The organism is Pseudomonas sp. NBRC 111131, assembly GCF_001320525.1.
Lineage (GTDB): Bacteria > Pseudomonadota > Gammaproteobacteria > Pseudomonadales > Pseudomonadaceae > Aquipseudomonas > Aquipseudomonas ceruminis.
The window spans coordinates 15,753-31,511 of record NZ_BCBH01000003.1 but is presented as its reverse complement, the minus strand read 5'-3'; the positions used below and the strand labels follow the sequence as shown (position 1 = coordinate 31,511).

At 62.5% G+C, this 15,759-nt stretch carries 14 protein-coding genes; 12 read left to right on the top strand and 2 right to left on the bottom strand.

Annotation, left to right across the window (positions count from 1 at the left end; genetic code table 11):
• Positions 1-3: 3 nt before the first annotated feature.
• On the bottom strand, positions 4-1,110 hold the full coding sequence (locus APH34_RS03925) for a 2-aminoethylphosphonate--pyruvate transaminase (protein ID WP_054899877.1): 1,107 nt from the start codon (positions 1,108-1,110) through the stop codon (positions 4-6).
• 134 nt (positions 1,111-1,244) lie between these two features.
• On the opposite strand from APH34_RS03925, the gene APH34_RS03920 reads away from it, so the two are divergent.
• The 10 genes from APH34_RS03920 (at position 1,245) to APH34_RS03875 (ending at position 14,571) form a co-directional block, all read left to right on the top strand.
• A complete protein-coding gene (locus APH34_RS03920) occupies positions 1,245-2,105 on the top strand; it encodes a LysR substrate-binding domain-containing protein (RefSeq protein WP_054899876.1) in 861 nt (286 codons plus the stop codon).
• Between the two features lie 67 nt (positions 2,106-2,172).
• The gene (locus APH34_RS03915; RefSeq protein ID WP_054899875.1) at positions 2,173-3,195 is read left to right on the top strand and encodes an AraC family transcriptional regulator; all 1,023 of its coding nucleotides are present in this window, start codon (positions 2,173-2,175) and stop codon (positions 3,193-3,195) included.
• Between the two features lie 93 nt (positions 3,196-3,288).
• On the top strand, positions 3,289-7,803 hold the full coding sequence (locus APH34_RS03910) for an NEL-type E3 ubiquitin ligase domain-containing protein (RefSeq protein WP_054899874.1): 4,515 nt from the start codon (positions 3,289-3,291) through the stop codon (positions 7,801-7,803).
• A gap of 121 nt (positions 7,804-7,924) precedes the next feature.
• Positions 7,925-9,571: an acyl-CoA synthetase gene (locus tag APH34_RS03905; RefSeq protein ID WP_054899873.1), complete on the top strand. Its 1,647-nt coding sequence runs from the start codon at positions 7,925-7,927 to the stop codon at positions 9,569-9,571.
• A gap of 13 nt (positions 9,572-9,584) precedes the next feature.
• On the top strand, positions 9,585-10,352 hold the full coding sequence (locus tag APH34_RS03900) for a 3-hydroxyacyl-CoA dehydrogenase (protein WP_054899872.1): 768 nt from the start codon (positions 9,585-9,587) through the stop codon (positions 10,350-10,352).
• 12 nt (positions 10,353-10,364) lie between these two features.
• The gene (locus APH34_RS03895; protein WP_054899871.1) at positions 10,365-11,558 is read left to right on the top strand and encodes an acetyl-CoA C-acyltransferase; all 1,194 of its coding nucleotides are present in this window, start codon (positions 10,365-10,367) and stop codon (positions 11,556-11,558) included.
• An 8-nt stretch (positions 11,559-11,566) separates the two neighbouring features.
• Complete coding sequence (locus APH34_RS03890) at positions 11,567-12,694, top strand: acyl-CoA dehydrogenase (protein ID WP_054899870.1); 1,128 nt, start codon at positions 11,567-11,569, stop codon at positions 12,692-12,694.
• Between the two features lie 13 nt (positions 12,695-12,707).
• The gene (locus tag APH34_RS03885) at positions 12,708-13,481 is read left to right on the top strand and encodes an enoyl-CoA hydratase (protein WP_054899869.1); all 774 of its coding nucleotides are present in this window, start codon (positions 12,708-12,710) and stop codon (positions 13,479-13,481) included.
• Positions 13,482-13,788: 307 nt separating this feature from the next.
• Positions 13,789-14,193, top strand: a complete 405-nt coding sequence (locus APH34_RS03880) for a TraR/DksA C4-type zinc finger protein (protein ID WP_012315289.1) — start codon at positions 13,789-13,791, stop codon at positions 14,191-14,193.
• Between the two features lie 183 nt (positions 14,194-14,376).
• Entirely contained in the window at positions 14,377-14,571 is a 195-nt protein-coding gene (locus tag APH34_RS03875; RefSeq protein ID WP_054899868.1) for a hypothetical protein, read from the top strand.
• A gap of 7 nt (positions 14,572-14,578) precedes the next feature.
• Here the strand turns inward: APH34_RS03875 and APH34_RS29190 are convergent, their stop codons facing one another.
• Positions 14,579-14,731 carry a hypothetical protein gene (locus APH34_RS29190; RefSeq protein WP_156358061.1) on the bottom strand — a complete coding sequence of 51 codons (153 nt, stop codon included), beginning with the start codon at positions 14,729-14,731 and terminating at the stop codon, positions 14,579-14,581.
• 339 nt (positions 14,732-15,070) lie between these two features.
• On the opposite strand from APH34_RS29190, the gene APH34_RS03870 reads away from it, so the two are divergent.
• Complete coding sequence (locus APH34_RS03870) at positions 15,071-15,541, top strand: hypothetical protein (RefSeq protein WP_039602828.1); 471 nt, start codon at positions 15,071-15,073, stop codon at positions 15,539-15,541.
• Complete coding sequence (locus APH34_RS03865; protein WP_054899867.1) at positions 15,538-15,750, top strand: hypothetical protein; 213 nt, start codon at positions 15,538-15,540, stop codon at positions 15,748-15,750. Before APH34_RS03870 ends, APH34_RS03865 begins: the two co-directional genes overlap by 4 nt.
• Positions 15,751-15,759 lie beyond the last annotated feature (9 nt).

Sequence of the window (15,759 nt, the reverse complement as noted above, 5' to 3'; positions counted from 1 at the left end):
AGGTCAGATATCCAGCACTTCCATCTCCCGCAGCACGTGGGCCACGGCATCGACGGCGGCCTGCATGCCGTCTGGCCCGACTACGCCGATGCAGCCGACGCGGAAGGTCTCGACCTGGGTCAACTTGCCTGGGTAAAGGATGAAGCCCTTGGCCTTGACCCGTTCATAGAAGTCCTTGAACTGGTAGCGGGCGTCATTTGGGGCGTGGAAGGTGACGATGATAGGGGCCTGGATTTCGGCCGGCAGGAAACTGCGCAGGCCGATGGCGGCCATGCCATCGAGCAGGGTCTTGCAGTTGTCGGCATAGCGCTGATGCCGTGCCGGCAGGCCGCCTTCCTCGTTGTACTGCTGCAACGCTTCGTGCAGGGCTGCGACCACGTGGGTGGGCGGCGTGAACCGCCACTGGCCGGTCTTGGCCATGTAGGCATGCTGGTCATGCAGGTCCATGGCCAGTGAGTGGGCATTGCCCTCGGCACCCGCCAAGGCGGTTTTTTCGGCAAAGACGAAGCCCATGCCGGGCACGCCTTCAAGGCACTTGCCGGACGCGGCGATCAATGCGTCGAAGGGAATCTGGCGAGCGTCGATCGGCAGCGCGCCAAACGAGCTCATGGCATCGATGATCAGGCGCTTGCCGTGGCGTTTGATCACCTGGGCGATATCGGGCAACGGGTTGAGGATGCCGGTGCTCGTTTCGCAGTGGATCAGCGCCACGTGGGTCACCGCAGGGTCGCCGGCCAGCAGGCGATCAACGTCGGCGGCGGTGGTGGGCTGGTCTTCGGCGGTTTCGAAGGTGCTGTAGTTGCGCCCCAGTACCTTGCAGATTTTGGCCAGGCGTTGGCCATACGCGCCGTTGATCAGTACCAGCACCTTGCCGTCGCGCGGTACCAGGGTGCCGATGGCAGCCTCGACGGCGAAGGTGCCACTGCCTTGCAGGGGCACGCAATGGTGGCTGGCGCTACCGTCGATGATCGCCAGTAGTTGCTCGCAGACGCTGGCGGTCAATTGGTTGAAGTCGCGGTCCCACGAACCCCAGTCCACCAGCATGGCTTGGCGGGTGCGGAGTGACGTGGTCAGCGGGCCGGGGGTAAGCAGGATCGGGGCGTTGCTCATTCCGTGGTTCCTCACAAGCTGCGGGTGGTCAGCCAAAAAATCTGGCGCTGAAACTACGGGTGCTAGGTTGCAATTCACCTGCTCATCAATCAAATTGCTTGTTGTTATGCCAGGTATAAGTCAGAACGATAGAAATGAACCTATTCCAGCTACGTGCCTTCGATGCCGTCGCCCGTGAAGGCAGTTTCACTCGAGCCGCCGCGCGGCTGTTCATCAGCCAGCCGGCGGTGACCGGGCACGTCAAGGCGCTGGAGGAGCGCTACCAGATCACGCTGTTGCGCCGTACAGCCCGGCGGGTCGAGCTGACCGAGGAAGGAATTCGGCTGGCAGCCATTACCCGCGCCATGTTCGGCCTGGCCGAAGAAGCCCAGGCCATGCTCGAGGCCAATCGGCAATTGCTCACCGGGCGGCTGGAGGTGGCGGCCGACGGGCCGCACCGGGTCATGCCCATGCTGGCGCAACTGCGGGCGCGCTTCCCGGGCATTACGGTCAACCTGCGCCTGGGCAACGCTCAGGAAACCTTGGCGGCATTGCTTTCGGAGCATGCCGATGTGGCGGTATTGACCGAAGTGGAGCCGCGCAAGGGCTTGTACTTGCAAAGCCTGGGCGACTCGCGGATGTGCGCCTTGTTGCCGCTGGGCCACCCTTGGGCGCTTGCCAGCGGAGAGTTGGCGCTGGTCGACCTGCACAAACAGATCATGGTGCTGCGCGAACCCAGCTCGATCACCCGCCGAACCTTCGACCAGGCCTGTACGCAGGCCAACGTCCAGCCCCGGGTACTGCTGGAACTGGACAGTCGCGAAGCTGTGACCGAAGCGGTGGCCGCCGAGTTGGGTATCGGCATCGTCTCGTCGATGGAGGTGTCCCACGATCCACGTGTGGTGGCGCGGCCCATCGCCGGTGTCGGGCTGGTGAACCGGCACATGATCGGCTGCCTGGAGCGGCGTCGGGAACTGCGCCTGATTCAGGCATTCATGGGTTTGACACAGGCATGATCGCCCCCTGGCATACTTCAGGTGTCGGCCATCGAGGGCCGGGACCGCGCAACCTGCTGGATGGCCGATGAGCGAGAAAGACACGATTTCCATGCAACTGGTGCGCGAGGCCCTGTTGCAAACCTGCCCGGCGGGGCAACCCGACGTCGGCGTGCTATTGCGCGCAGGGATCGACCCCGCGCAACTCACCCTGGCGCAGGCGCGGGTTTCAGCCGATGCATACGCTCGGCTCTGGCGGCTGCTGGCCCGGCGCTGCAACGATGAATTCTTCGCCATGGACCGCCGCGGGTTGCCCATGGGTAGCCTGGCGTTTCTGACCCGGGCCGCCATGGCCCAGCCGACCCTCGGTGCGGGGCTGGAGATCGCGCTGGGTTTCCTTTCGTTGATGCTCGATGACCTGCAGCCCAGCCTGGTGCGCCAACAGAGCCTGGCCGAGATTGTGGTCAACGAACCCCGTGAGCAACCGCGCCGCGCGTTCACCTATTTCACCTTCTGGATGATCGTCCACGGAGTGGCCTGCTGGCTGGCCGGGCGGCGCATTCCGATTCTGGCCATCGACCTGCGCTGCGACGAGCCACCGTTCTGCGATGATTACCGGGTCATGTTCTCAGAAAACCTGCAATTTGGCCGGCCGCGTACGCGCATGATCATCGCCGCCGACTGCCTGGAGCTGCCGCTCAAGCGGACTGCTCAGGAGCTGCAGCGGTTTCTTGCCGAAGCCCCCGGCAACATCCTGGTCAAATACCGCGACCCCGCCAGCCTGGCCAGGCGCATCCGGAGTGAGCTGCTTGCGCTGGACCCGGTCGATTGGCCAGATGCCGACAGCCTGGCGCGCGGCTTGTGCCTGTCCGGCGCTACCCTGCGTCGGCGCCTGGCGGACGAGGGGCAGACATACCAGCGCCTGAAAGACAGCGCGCGCCGTGAACTGGCAATTGCCTGGTTGGCCCAGGCGGAGCCAGCGTTGGGCGAGCTCGCCGAGCGTTTGGGGTTTGCTGACAGCAGTTCGTTCTACAAGGCTTTTCGCAAATGGTTCGGTTGCAACCCTGGCCACTACCGCGCCTTGATTCAGGCAGGCAATACCGGTGAGTGAGCTGGGCTGCCCTGACAACTGAAGCCTTTCCAACTGCTGGCGATGCCTGCGAGGTAGAAGCATGTAGCTCCTTCAACCCTTGCTGGAGCCGCCATGAACCTGGCCACCCCCACCTCCCAAACACGCTCCGTGGACGACAGGCTATCGAGCGCCACGGACGAATTCGTCAAGGCCCAGCTGCCTGACTGGCTCAAGCGCGCTTCCCGGGGCCAGATCAGGAAACTGCGCGATACGTTCAAAGCCCATCAACACAGCCAGGCCCGGCTGCGAAGCGCAACCAGCGACTTGCTGCCTTTGCAACGGTTCGCCCAGCAGCAGTTTCAGCACTTGCTGCAGGACGATCTACCTGCACAGACGGATATCGCTGACCTGCGCTGGATGACCGTCACGCCTGAAATTCCTTCGTTGGAAGGTTCGCAGCCCTTTCGCTATGCGCCCTCCTACAGCTACGCGCCTGGGCTGATGCGGCTGATGCAGGGGTTTGAGGCGGGTACCCGCTTTTTCCAGGGAAGCGGCCTTGGGCGTGCGGGTAGCCACGACGTGCTGGTCGCCGGTGATGCGAGGCTCATAGAGCGTTGCCGCCAACTGGACGCCGGCACGCTATACCAGGAACAACTTGAGCAGGTTTACCACGAGCAGAACCTGGCGCTTGTCGCCCACGATAAGCGAGCCGGTTTTCTACTCGCCCTGGAAATCGCCGTGCTCAAGGGACAGATCAGCGGTTTGCAGCAAGTGGCGCTGCGCGAGGTGGCCACTTTCATCCCCAATACCATCGGGCAGCCTTTGCCCCACAGCGTCAGTACGCTGCAAATACTGGGGCAGCAGTTGGGTGATGCACTGCTGATCGAGCTGCGAGCCCCCAACGGCGCTGTCGAAAGCGTACTGCTTTATGTGCCCAGCGACCCAGCACAGGCTCTGCAGCGTTTCAACTCGTTGGCCGAGCTGCATGACGCCCTTGTCACGCAATTGAAAACGCCTGGTTTTCGCCAGTGCGTGGCCCGGCAAGTGGGCCTGATGCATCGGCCGGCCTTCCTGAGGACCCTCGACAACCGCCTGAAGGATCCGCAGCCAGACCTGCAGATAGAGCGAGGCGCCATTGTCGAAGATTGTTTTTTCGCCGTTGCCAGGCTTCAGGTGCAGCAGGTGAAGGACGATGCGCGCTTGCTATTGGTACCCACTGCCGAGATCGATGAGGCCGCGGCCAGGCAGCGGCTGCTGGTGTGGGAAGCATCGGCAATGGGGCTGATCAACCTCGCTGGGCTCTTTTTGCCTGTGGTAGGCGCGCTGCTGCTCGGGCAGTTGGTGGTGCAGATGGTCTCTGAAGTCTATGAGGGCGCCATGGACTGGCAGGAGGGGCATCAGCACGAGGCGCTGGAGCATCTGCTCAGCGTGGCCGAAACCCTCGCGGTGGCCACCGCCACCGTGGCGGCGGTGGCGATCGTGCGCAGTGCGTTCATCAATGCGCTTGAGCCGATCGCGCTGGATACTCAGCGCAAGCGGCTGTGGGCCAACGACTTGAAGCCTTACGAAACAAGTCCTGGCGATGCCCGCCTGCAAGCGGATGGCCTGTATGGCGCAGGGCCGCGGCGCTGGTTGCGCATCCAGAGCCGCTACTACGAAGTGCATCGCCCCACGCCTGAAGACGGTTGGCGCCTACGCCACCCTTCACGGGCCGGCGCATACGGGCCGAGGGTGCTGCATAACGGCGAACGCGGATGGCGCTTGATGGGGGAGCGGCCTCTGGAGTGGCAGGACAGCGCCCGGATGCTTGATTGCCTGTGGCCGCAGCATCCTCCTGTCGATGCCCTGCAAGCGCAGCAGATACTCAGCATTGCCGGCATCGATCAGGATGAATTGCGCGGCATTCTGGTGGAAAACCGTCCTGCACCCATCACGCTGGCCGACACCTTGCGCCGCTTTGAGGCACACGCACGCATTGAGGCATTCATCGGCCACCTGAGCGAAGGAACGCTTGCCCACACTGAGGGCGACCTGCTTGCCTGGTGCAGCGCGCAGCCTGAAGTGGCCGGGCCGTCGGCGGGCTTGCGCCAGCGGCTGATCGGGCAGATGCCGTCGATACGTTGGCGGGCGCTGGAGCATTTTGCTTACGGACCGCGCGCCAGCGGTCCTGTGGCAGCAGTGATTGCACGTGATTTCCCCGGGTTACCCAAAAGCTATATTGCGCAAGTGCTCGATGGCCTGAGCCCAACGGCGCTGAACATTGCCCGGGCGCAGCAACGCGTGCCGCTGGCGCTGGCGAACAAGGCCCGGTCGCTGCTGCGGGCCGCGCGGCTTACGCGGGCTGTCGAAGGTTTCTACCTGGACGGTGTGAGCTGCAGCGAAACCGACGAACTGGCGTTTGCCCTGTTGCCCAACCTGCCGGGGTGGCCCGCAGAGCTTGCGCTGGAGGTGCGCGAAGCAGCCTCGGATGGACGTGTGGTGGCGGTGTTGGGCCCAGAAGAGCCGCAGGCGGGGCGCCTGCAGTTGGTGCGCATCGACAGGCACTTCCATCTGTACGATGGGCAAGGCCGCGCATTGTCGGTAACAGGTCCCGCACCGTTGAATGTTTTCGAAGCGGTGGTGGCGGCCCTGTCTCCTGCCCAACTGCGCACCTTGGGTATCGAGCAGGGCGATGCGGCCGGGCAATTGCGCCGGATGCTTGCAGAGCGGCTACCCGCCGGTAACCAGGGCAAGGTAGCGCTGCTCGGTTGGCCCGTGCAGGCGCCTTGGTTCAACCCCGGCCAGCGGATGGCCAATGGCCGGGTAGGGTACGCGCTCAGTGGGCGCGGGGAAGGCCTGCCCACTTCTCGGCAGACCCTGCTCGATGGCTTGCGCGCGCTCTTTCCTGGTTTGGGTGACAATCAGCTGAACGAAGAGCTCGAGGGGTTGATGGGCGGCGATGAAACGCCCTTTGCTGCGCTGGCACGGTTGCAGGATGACCACGAACAATTGAACCGTGCATTGAACCGTTGGGTATTGGCAGAGCTGGGTGATGCGCAGCGTGTCAATCGCCAGCGTCTGGCAGATAGCCTGCTGCGCGCCTGGCGTGGGCAGGGCGAGTTTATTCCGGCGGCCGACGGCCAGCCTGCTGGCCTGCGAATGACACTGGGTTTCGCGCAGCTGGCCAGCTTGCCTGAGCTGCCTGGGCACGTGACGTTCAGGTATGTGAGAACGTTGGTCATAAACGACACCGCGATCACCCATGTGCCCACTGACTTTTTGCACTGCTTCGTCAACGTGCGTACCCTGAACCTCAACGGCAACCGCCTGTTGAGTATCCCGATCGGGCTCGCCTATATGCAGGAGCTGCGTACGGTGCGCCTGGCGCGCAATCTCATCCGCTTGAATCCGTTGACCATCGAAGTGCTTAGCGCGCTTCCTCGGCTGTCTCGCCTGGATTTGAGCTACAACCCCATTGGCGCGGTGTTCTTGAGATTCCATCGGCTCCAGCAACTGGAGCATCTGAGCCTGCGCCATTGCCGGCTGAACACATGGCCGCAGTACATCGAATTATGCCCGCGTCTGCAGGTGGCTGACCTGCGTGACAACGTGCTCAGCCAAATCGCACCCGAGACCTTGCAGATGCCACGATCATTCCGTCAGGCGTTCCTGGTGGATCACAACCGGTTGAGCGCTGTGCAGGTCATGGCGCTTCACGCGCTTGAGGGTATTCCCGAGGTAGCAGAACTGGCGGTCGAGCCGCAGCACATACGTCAGGTGTGGCTGGGTGCTTGTGCCGCAGAGGTACGCTTCGAGCGCGGCCTGACGTGGGATGCCGTGGCGGCGCAAAACGACAGCGACGCTTTTATCCAGCTGCTGGGGCAGCTTGAGCATGTCGCTGACTATGAGAACGCGCGTGATCACCTGGCCGAGCAGGTGTGGGCATTGCTCCACGACATGCAGATCTATCCATCGCTATGCAGCGAAATGTTCGAGTGGGCCGCTGAACAGCCACAGGCCCAGAACCGGGTCGTGGATGTATTCAGCCGCATGCAACTGCGCCTGCTGCAGGCGCAGGCTGAGCGTAATGCCACCCAGCTTGATCAGGTGTCTGCGCATATCCGGTTGGGGTTTGCTTTGTACCGCCTCGATTATGTGGCATTGCTTGCGCGTCAGACGGCTGTGCAACTGAATGAGGAGCGAGAGGTTGCGCGTCGGGCTGCTGGGGACGAGGCAGAGGTCGCTGAAGTCGACGTCCGGGATATCGACCTGTTGTACCGCGTACGGCTGCGCGAGGCGCTGAGCCTGCCAGGCCAGCCCCGCACCCTGCGAGGTATTGAAGCGCTGGGGGTGGATGATGCGTTGATAGGTGATGTCAGGCAACGCATCGAGCAGGTAGGCGGTATTGAAGACTTTGCCGAGGACCTGAGCCAGCGCAGTTTCTGGCAGCGTTACCTGGGCAACCGCTACGCCAGCGATTTTCAGGCGATGGAGCATGCCTATCGTGAACGTATCGCAAGGTTCCATGCCGAAAACCCTGACGCTACCCCGCAAATGCGCGCTCAGGTATTGGATGAGTACGAGGTCGAGCACCACAGGGCAGTGAATCAGCATCGGGTTGCGCTTACCCGGTACGAGCTGAGGTCCGATGCCGCACGCCGGGGCTGACACGTACGGCCAAACCGCTCATCTCGATTGAGCGGTTTGGCCATTGCCGAGCAGCGTGCAGGGGGACAACATCGTTCAGAACAAGGCTGTACTCCAACAATAAGAAACCAGGAGTCTGACGATGCGCGATTACGCCCAGGCCGCAGGTGCGTTCGACCATGCCCAGGCAGCTGCCGCAGCGCTGCAGGGCACTCTTGCTGAGCTCAATGCCTGTGTCGAATGCTGCGACCGCCATTGTGGCAGCGACAAGCTCGCGTTGCGGTACGAAGACCGTGACGGCAATAGCCAGCATTTCACGTTCGATGAACTGCGCGCCTCGTCTGCACGCTTTGCCAATGTCCTTAAAGCCCAAGGGGTAGGCGCTGGCGATCGGGTCGCAGGGTTGCTTCCACGTACCCCCGAATTGTTGGTGACCATCCTTGCCACCTGGCGGCTGGGCGCGGTGTATCAGCCGCTGTTCACTGCCTTTGGCCCCAAGGCCATCGAGCACCGCCTCGAGCAGTCACATGCACGGGTAGTGGTCACCGATAGCCTCAACCGCGCCAAGCTGGACGAGGTAACCGATTGCCCAACCATCATCGGCGTGCAGGCGCGCGCGGGTGAGCTGGATTTCCATCAGTGCCTGGCGGCGGCTGCCGAGGCATGCGAACCGGTCATGCTTAGCGGCAACGACCCGTTTCTGCTGATGTTCACCTCTGGCACTACCGGCCCGGCCAAACCACTGGAAGTGCCGCTGCGCGCCATCGTCGCCTTCCAGGGTTACATGCGCGATGCCATTGACCTGCGTCCAGAGGACAACTTCTGGAACCTGGCCGACCCGGGCTGGGCCTACGGCCTTTACTACGCTGTCACCGGCCCATTGTCGCTCGGGTGCGCCACTACCTTCTACGATGGCCCCTTCAGCGTCCAGAGCTGTGCCCAGGTCATCAACAAGCTGGCCATCACCAACCTGGCAGGCTCGCCCACGGCTTACCGGTTATTGATTGCCGCAGGCAACGAGTTCTCCACGCCGATCAAGGGCCAGCTGCGGGTAGTCAGCAGCGCCGGTGAGCCGCTCAACCCAGAGGTGATCCGCTGGTTCGCCGAGCAGCTGGGAGTGACCATTCACGACCATTATGGCCAGACCGAGCTGGGCATGGTGCTGTGCAACCACCACGGCCTTGCCCACCCGGTCCATTTGGGCTCGGCCGGGTTTGCCATTCCTGGCCACCGCATCGTCGTGCTGGATGAACAGGGTGAGGAGTTGCCAGCCGGGCAGCCTGGGATCCTGGCGGTAGACCGGGAACAGTCACCGTTGTGCTGGTTCGGTGGTTATCACGGCGTGCCCACCAAGTCTTTCGTGGGCAAGTACTACCTCAGTGGCGACACCGTGGAGCTCAATGCCGATGGCAGTATCAGTTTTGTCGGGCGCAGCGATGATGTGATCACCACCTCCGGTTATCGGGTTGGCCCCTTCGACGTGGAAAGCGCATTGATCGAGCACCCTGCGGTGGTCGAAGCGGCGGTGATCGGTAAGCCCGACCCCGAGCGTACTGAGCTGATCAAGGCCTTTGTGGTATTGGCCGGCGGATACCACGGTGGCGCCGACCTGGAAGAAACCCTGCGTCAGCATGTGCGCCAACGCCTGTACGCCCATGCTTATCCCCGTGAAATCGAATTCGTCAGCGAATTGCCCAAGACCCCGAGCGGCAAGCTGCAACGTTTCATCCTGCGCAACCAGGAAATTGCCCTACAACAAGCGCAACAGGCCACCCGCGCCAGCGCCTGAAAGGAAAGACACCATGCAGATCATCAACAAGCACTTCATCGTTAGCGGCGCAGCCTCCGGGCTCGGCGCGGCCACTGCACAAATGCTGATAGACGCTGGCGCCAAGGTAATGCTGGTCGACCTCAATGCCCCTGCCGTCGAGGCCAAGGCTCGGGCGCTGGGTGACAACGCCCGGTTCGCCATCGCCGACATCAGCGACGAGCACGCCGCACAGTCTGCGATTGACGCTGCAGTCAGTGCGTTTGGCAGCCTTCACGGCCTGGTCAACTGCGCCGGTATCGTCGGCGCCGAGAAGGTACTGGGCAAACAGGGCCCCCATGGCCTGGCCAGCTTCGCCAAGGTCATCAACGTCAACCTGATCGGCAGCTTCAACCTGCTCCGCCTGGCGGCGGTGGCAATGGCCGAGGGGCAGGCGGACGAGGGGGGCGAGCGCGGTGTGATCATCAACACTGCTTCCATTGCCGCCTATGACGGGCAGATTGGCCAGGCCGCCTATGCAGCCTCCAAGGGCGCCATTGCCAGCCTGACACTGCCCGTCGCGCGCGAGTTGGCTCGCTTCGGGATCCGTGTCATGACCATCGCCCCGGGTATTTTCGAGACGCCGATGATGGCGGGCATGACCCAGGAGGTGCGCGATTCACTGGCAGCGGGGGTACCGTTCCCACCGCGTCTGGGCCGTCCTGACGAGTACGCGGCACTGGCCCGCCACATCATCGAGAACAGCATGCTCAACGGCGAGGTGATCCGCCTCGACGGCGCACTGCGCATGGCTGCCAAGTAAGGAGAGACGCACATGAGCCTCGCCAACGACCCGATTGTCATCGTCAGCGCCGTGCGCACGCCCATGGGCGGCTTGCAGGGCGACCTTAAGAGCCTCACCGCTGCGCAGCTGGGGGCCGCGGCGATCCGCGCCGCCGTCGAACGTGCAGGCATCCAGGCCGCCAGTGTCGAGCAGGTGCTGTTCGGCTGCGTGCTGCCAGCAGGCCAGGGCCAAGCCCCTGCGCGCCAGGCGGCGTTGGGTGCCGGCCTGGACAAGCACACCACCTGCACGACCCTGAACAAGATGTGTGGTTCGGGCATGCAGGCGGCGATCATGGCCCATGACCTGCTGTTGGCAGGTACTGCCGATGTGGTGGTGGCCGGTGGCATGGAGAGCATGACCAACGCCCCCTACCTGCTGGAAAAGGCCCGCGGCGGCTACCGCATGGGCCATGGCAGGATCATCGACCATATGTTCATGGATGGCCTTGAGGACGCCTACGACAAGGGGCGCCTGATGGGCACCTTCGCCGAGGACTGCGCCCAGGCGGGGGCGTTCAGCCGTGAAGCCCAGGACCAGTTTGCCATCGCCTCGCTGACTCGCGCCCAGGACGCGATCAGAAGCGGCCGTTTCAGCGCCGAGATCGTTCCCGTGGAAGTCACCGAGGGCAAGGAAAAACGCCTGGTCAAGGACGATGAACAGCCACCCAAGGCGCGGCCGGACAAGATCCCACAGCTCAAACCGGCGTTCCGTGAGGGCGGTACCGTTACGGCAGCCAACTCCAGTTCGATTTCTGACGGCGCTGCGGCGCTGGTGCTCATGCGCCGTTGCGAAGCCGATAAACGTGGCCTCAAGCCGCTTGCAGTGATCCATGGGCACGCTGCCTTCGCCGATGCCCCGGCACTGTTCCCCACGGCGCCGATTGGTGCCATCGACAAACTGATGAAACGCACTGGGTGGAACCTGGGCGAGGTCGACCTGTTCGAGATCAACGAAGCCTTTGCCGTGGTCACCCTGGCGGCCATGAAGCACCTCGATCTGCCCCACGACAAGGTCAATATCCACGGGGGTGCCTGCGCCCTGGGACATCCGATCGGCGCTTCGGGCGCCCGTATCCTGGTGACCCTGCTGTCGGCATTGCGTCAGAACAACTTGCGCCGTGGCGTGGCAGCCATCTGCATCGGCGGTGGCGAGGCCACGGCCATGGCCGTCGAATGCCTGTATTGAGGTGAACCATGCTGGTAACTGACGAGCAACAACAAATTGCCGACGCCGTCCGTGAGTTTGCCCAGGAGCGCCTCAGGCCCTTTGCCGAACAGTGGGACAAGGCGCATCGCTTCCCCCGCGAAGCCGTCGACGAGATGGCCGGCCTGGGCCTGTTCGGCATGCTGGTGCCGGAGCAGTACGGCGGCAGCGACACAGGCTATGTCGCCTACGCCATGGCCCTGGAAGAAATCGCCGCGGGCGACGGGGCCTGCTCGACCATCATGAGCGTGCACAACTCGGTGGGCTGTGTACCGATCCTGAAATTTGGCACTGAACAGCAGAAGCAGGAGTTTCTTGTTCCGCTCGCCAGCGGGTCGATGTTGGGGGCGTTCGCCCTGACCGAACCGCAGGCCGGTTCCGATGCCAGCAGCCTGAAGACCCGCGCGCGCCTGGAAGGCGACCATTACGTGCTCAACGGTAGCAAGCAGTTCATCACCTCCGGGCAGAACGCGGGTGTGGTGATCGTATTCGCCGTGACCGACCCGGATGCCGGCAAGCGAGGCATCACGGCATTCCTCGTGCCCACTGACACGCCGGGTTATCAGGTGGCCAGGGTGGAAGACAAGCTCGGCCAGCATGCTTCGGACACCTGCCAGATCGTCTTCGACAACGTGCGCGTGCCTGTCGCCAACCGCCTGGGCGAAGAAGGGCAGGGCTACAAGATCGCCTTGGCCAACCTTGAAGGTGGGCGTATCGGCATTGCCTCGCAGGCAGTCGGCATGGCCCGTGCGGCATTTGAGGTGGCCCGTGATTATGCCAACGAGCGGCAGAGCTTCGGCAAGCCTTTGATCGAACACCAGGCGGTGGCCTTTCGCCTGGCCGACATGGCCACACGCATTGCCGTGGCCCGGCAGATGGTGCTGCATGCCGCCGCGCTGCGTGACGCCGAGCGCCCCGCGCTGGTAGAAGCGTCGATGGCCAAGCTGTTTGCCTCGGAAATGGCCGAAAAGGTCTGTTCGGATGCCTTGCAGACCCTGGGGGGATATGGCTATCTGAGTGACTTCCCGCTGGAGCGGATCTACCGCGACGTTCGGGTCTGCCAGATCTACGAAGGCACCAGCGATATTCAGCGCATGGTTATTGCGCGCAATCTTTGAAGGAGCAGCCTGCATGGCATTCGAAACCATCCTGTTGGACATCCACGGCAAGGTCGGCCTGATCACACTGAACCGCCCGCAGGCGCTGAACGCCCTGAATGCGCAGATCGTCGGCGAAATCAACCAGGCCCTGGACCAGCTCGAGCGTGACCCAAACATCGGCTGCGTGGTGCTGACCGGCTCGGCCAAGGCCTTTGCCGCTGGCGCCGATATCAAGGAAATGGCTGACCTCAAGTACCCGCAGATCTACGTCGACGACCTTTTCAGCGACGCCGACCGTATTGCCAACCGGCGCAAGCCGATCATCGCCGCGGTCTCCGGCTTTGCCTTGGGCGGAGGGTGTGAGCTGGCGATGATGTGCGATTTCATCCTTGCTGGCGACAACGCCAAGTTCGGCCAACCGGAAATCAACCTTGGGGTACTTCCAGGCATGGGCGGCACCCAGCGCTTGACCCGCGCCGTGGGCAAGGCCAAGGCCATGGAACTGTGCCTGACGGGGCGTCTGATGGGCGCCGAGGAAGCCGAGCGTGCTGGCCTGGTTGCGCGTGTAGTGCCCCAGGCCGAGTTGGTCGATGAAGCGCTGAAGGTGGCAGCGACCATCGCGAGCAAATCGATCCCGGTAAGCATGATGGTCAAGGAGAGCGTCAACCGCGCCTTTGAAGTGACCTTGAGCGAAGGGGTGCGCTTTGAGCGCCGCGTGTTCCACGCCGCCTTCGCCACTGAAGACCAGAAAGAAGGCATGGCGGCCTTCGTCGCCAAGCGTGAAGCGCAGTTCAAGGACCGCTGATGGCCCCCTGGGCGCTGCTTGCAGCGCTCAGGCTCGCACGTGGAGCACCGGCTTGGATGCCAGTGATCGTATGTGGGGTCGGCCTGCAAAGCCGCGTACGCTGAGGGCCAGAGCCCACCGGCTGGCGGAATCGATGTCATTTCCGGCAAATTCCCCCTTTATTGCAGTTGCTCCATGCGACGTGGAGCCTTAGACTGCCGCCCCCTGTAAAAGAGTGCCGGTTGGCGCTTGAAGAATTCCGTTGCCCACGCCCTGGCGTCGGCGACACCCGAATCGCCCAAATGCACATTTTTTCATAGAGAAATCGATGACCAAGGAACAGTTGCTGGCCATGTCGGCCGATGACTACATGAACGCTGACCAGCTGGCCTTCTTCACTGGGCTGCTGCAAGCGATGAAAGTCGAAACCCATGAACGCATCGAGCTGAGCCGTGCCACCATCGAAAGCCTGGATACGCCCTCGGACCCTGCCGATGTGGCCTCGGTTGAAGAAGAGCGCCATTGGCTGGTGAACGCGATCGAACGCGACCAGCGCCTGTTGCCGCAGCTGGAGATGGCGCTGGGCCGTATTGCTGATGAAAGCTTCGGCTGGTGCGACGACAGTGGTGAGCCGATCGGCTTGCAGCGCTTGCTGATCAGCCCGACCACCAAGTACTGCATCGAAGCCCAGGAGCGTCACGAGCAGCTCGACCGTCATCAGCGCCAGATCTGACTGAGCGTTACGTGCCAAGCCCCATGGAGCAGTCCCTGGGGCTTTTTGCGTTTCTTGACGTGGCGGCGCGTCGATTGGTGCTGATGACGCAACACTGCTATACCAACGTTGGCTTTTACCGGCGCAATGGCGCGCGTATCATGGTTACATCGTTAGGTTGCTAATTAAATTCCGGAGGGAATGATGAATAGCCGCGTCGATGTAGCCGTGATGATTGGGTCGGGCGTGCCCGCCACCTTGCAGGCCCTCGGCAAACGGGTATGTTGGGTGGTATTGGTCAACGGCGAGCGCCGAGGCACCGCGTTTGCCACCCGAGAAGAGGCGTTGGAGTGTCAGGCGGCCTGGTTGCAACAGGTGCAAAAGGGCCAAGCCGCCTGAGCGCACTTCAGCGCTCCAGGCTTCGGGCCAGCTCACAGGCGTCATGGTGACGGCGGCGAAAGCCCTTGACGCGGCCAGTGGCGCTTTCAGTGATATGGAAGAACTCGATACCAGCGGGTATCACAACGTAACGGGGCCTTGAGCGGTAAGAAATGCTCATTGCCTCTCGACGGATTTCAGTGTTTTCGTGCATATTTCTTACCCAGTAGTGCGCTGATGGTGTGCAGAGCCCGTTCTGCCGAGGGGCTGGCTGTTATCTATCGCATCTTTTCTGGCGGAGTAGTTGTAAGACTTTACGCATCCCGGTTGTGGAATGTCCCTAAAGCCTCTGTCGAGGCTACGTCTGGCAAGCCAGAGTAAAGTTTCCTGCATGTTGTATCGCCAGTAGGCACAGACGTTTCGTTCATCGCTTCATTACTCTTTTCGTCCATCGAATAGCAAGGCCGTGCCTCACCGACTCCGTGTGGGGGCGGATGTCACCGGTTTGAGGATTACTTCATTGGCAGTCAGTACTCTGGATACCCACGCGTTGTTTGCCCTTGGCGATTTGCGTGGCAAGTTGGCCAAGCTGTTTCAAGGCCGTTTCGTATACGTCACCGAGCAGAACCCCGAAGGCCTGTACATGGCCGAGATCGATACCGAGAGTGCATTGGTGGTCGATGACAAACAGCGCCTGGAGCTCAAAGTCGGCGACCACTTTCGCGCCGCCGTATTGCCTAGCCGTGAAGGCGGCAAGCTGGAGATGCGCTTTCGCGAGATCAAGCTCAATGTCTACGGTGTAGGGGACTATGCCTTTGTCTCGGTACCAGAAGGTGAAGGTATCGTGTTCCGCGAAGGCCAGGGCGTGATGCTGGTATTCGCTGCCCAGCAACAAGTGCAGGAAGGCTTGGGCAAGTTGCTCAAGGCAGTGACGGGCAAGGTCGCCAAATGGCGCAAGGGCGAGCTGACCACGTTCAAGGCAAGTGAATGAGCGACGTTGGTGAGCCGCAGGGCAGCCGTGCCGCGTTCCATCGCCAGCATCAGGCCCAAGCGCTGGCGCAGGCCGAATACTTGCTGGCTCGACGCGACGAGATGCAGAGCGCCTGGGTGAACTGGGTGGCAGCCCAGCTCTACCAGCTTGGCCCGCCACCCTATGTGGCCATGGTTCGCCGTGAGTTGCAACGCCTCACCCAGGGGTGAGGTTGCCGC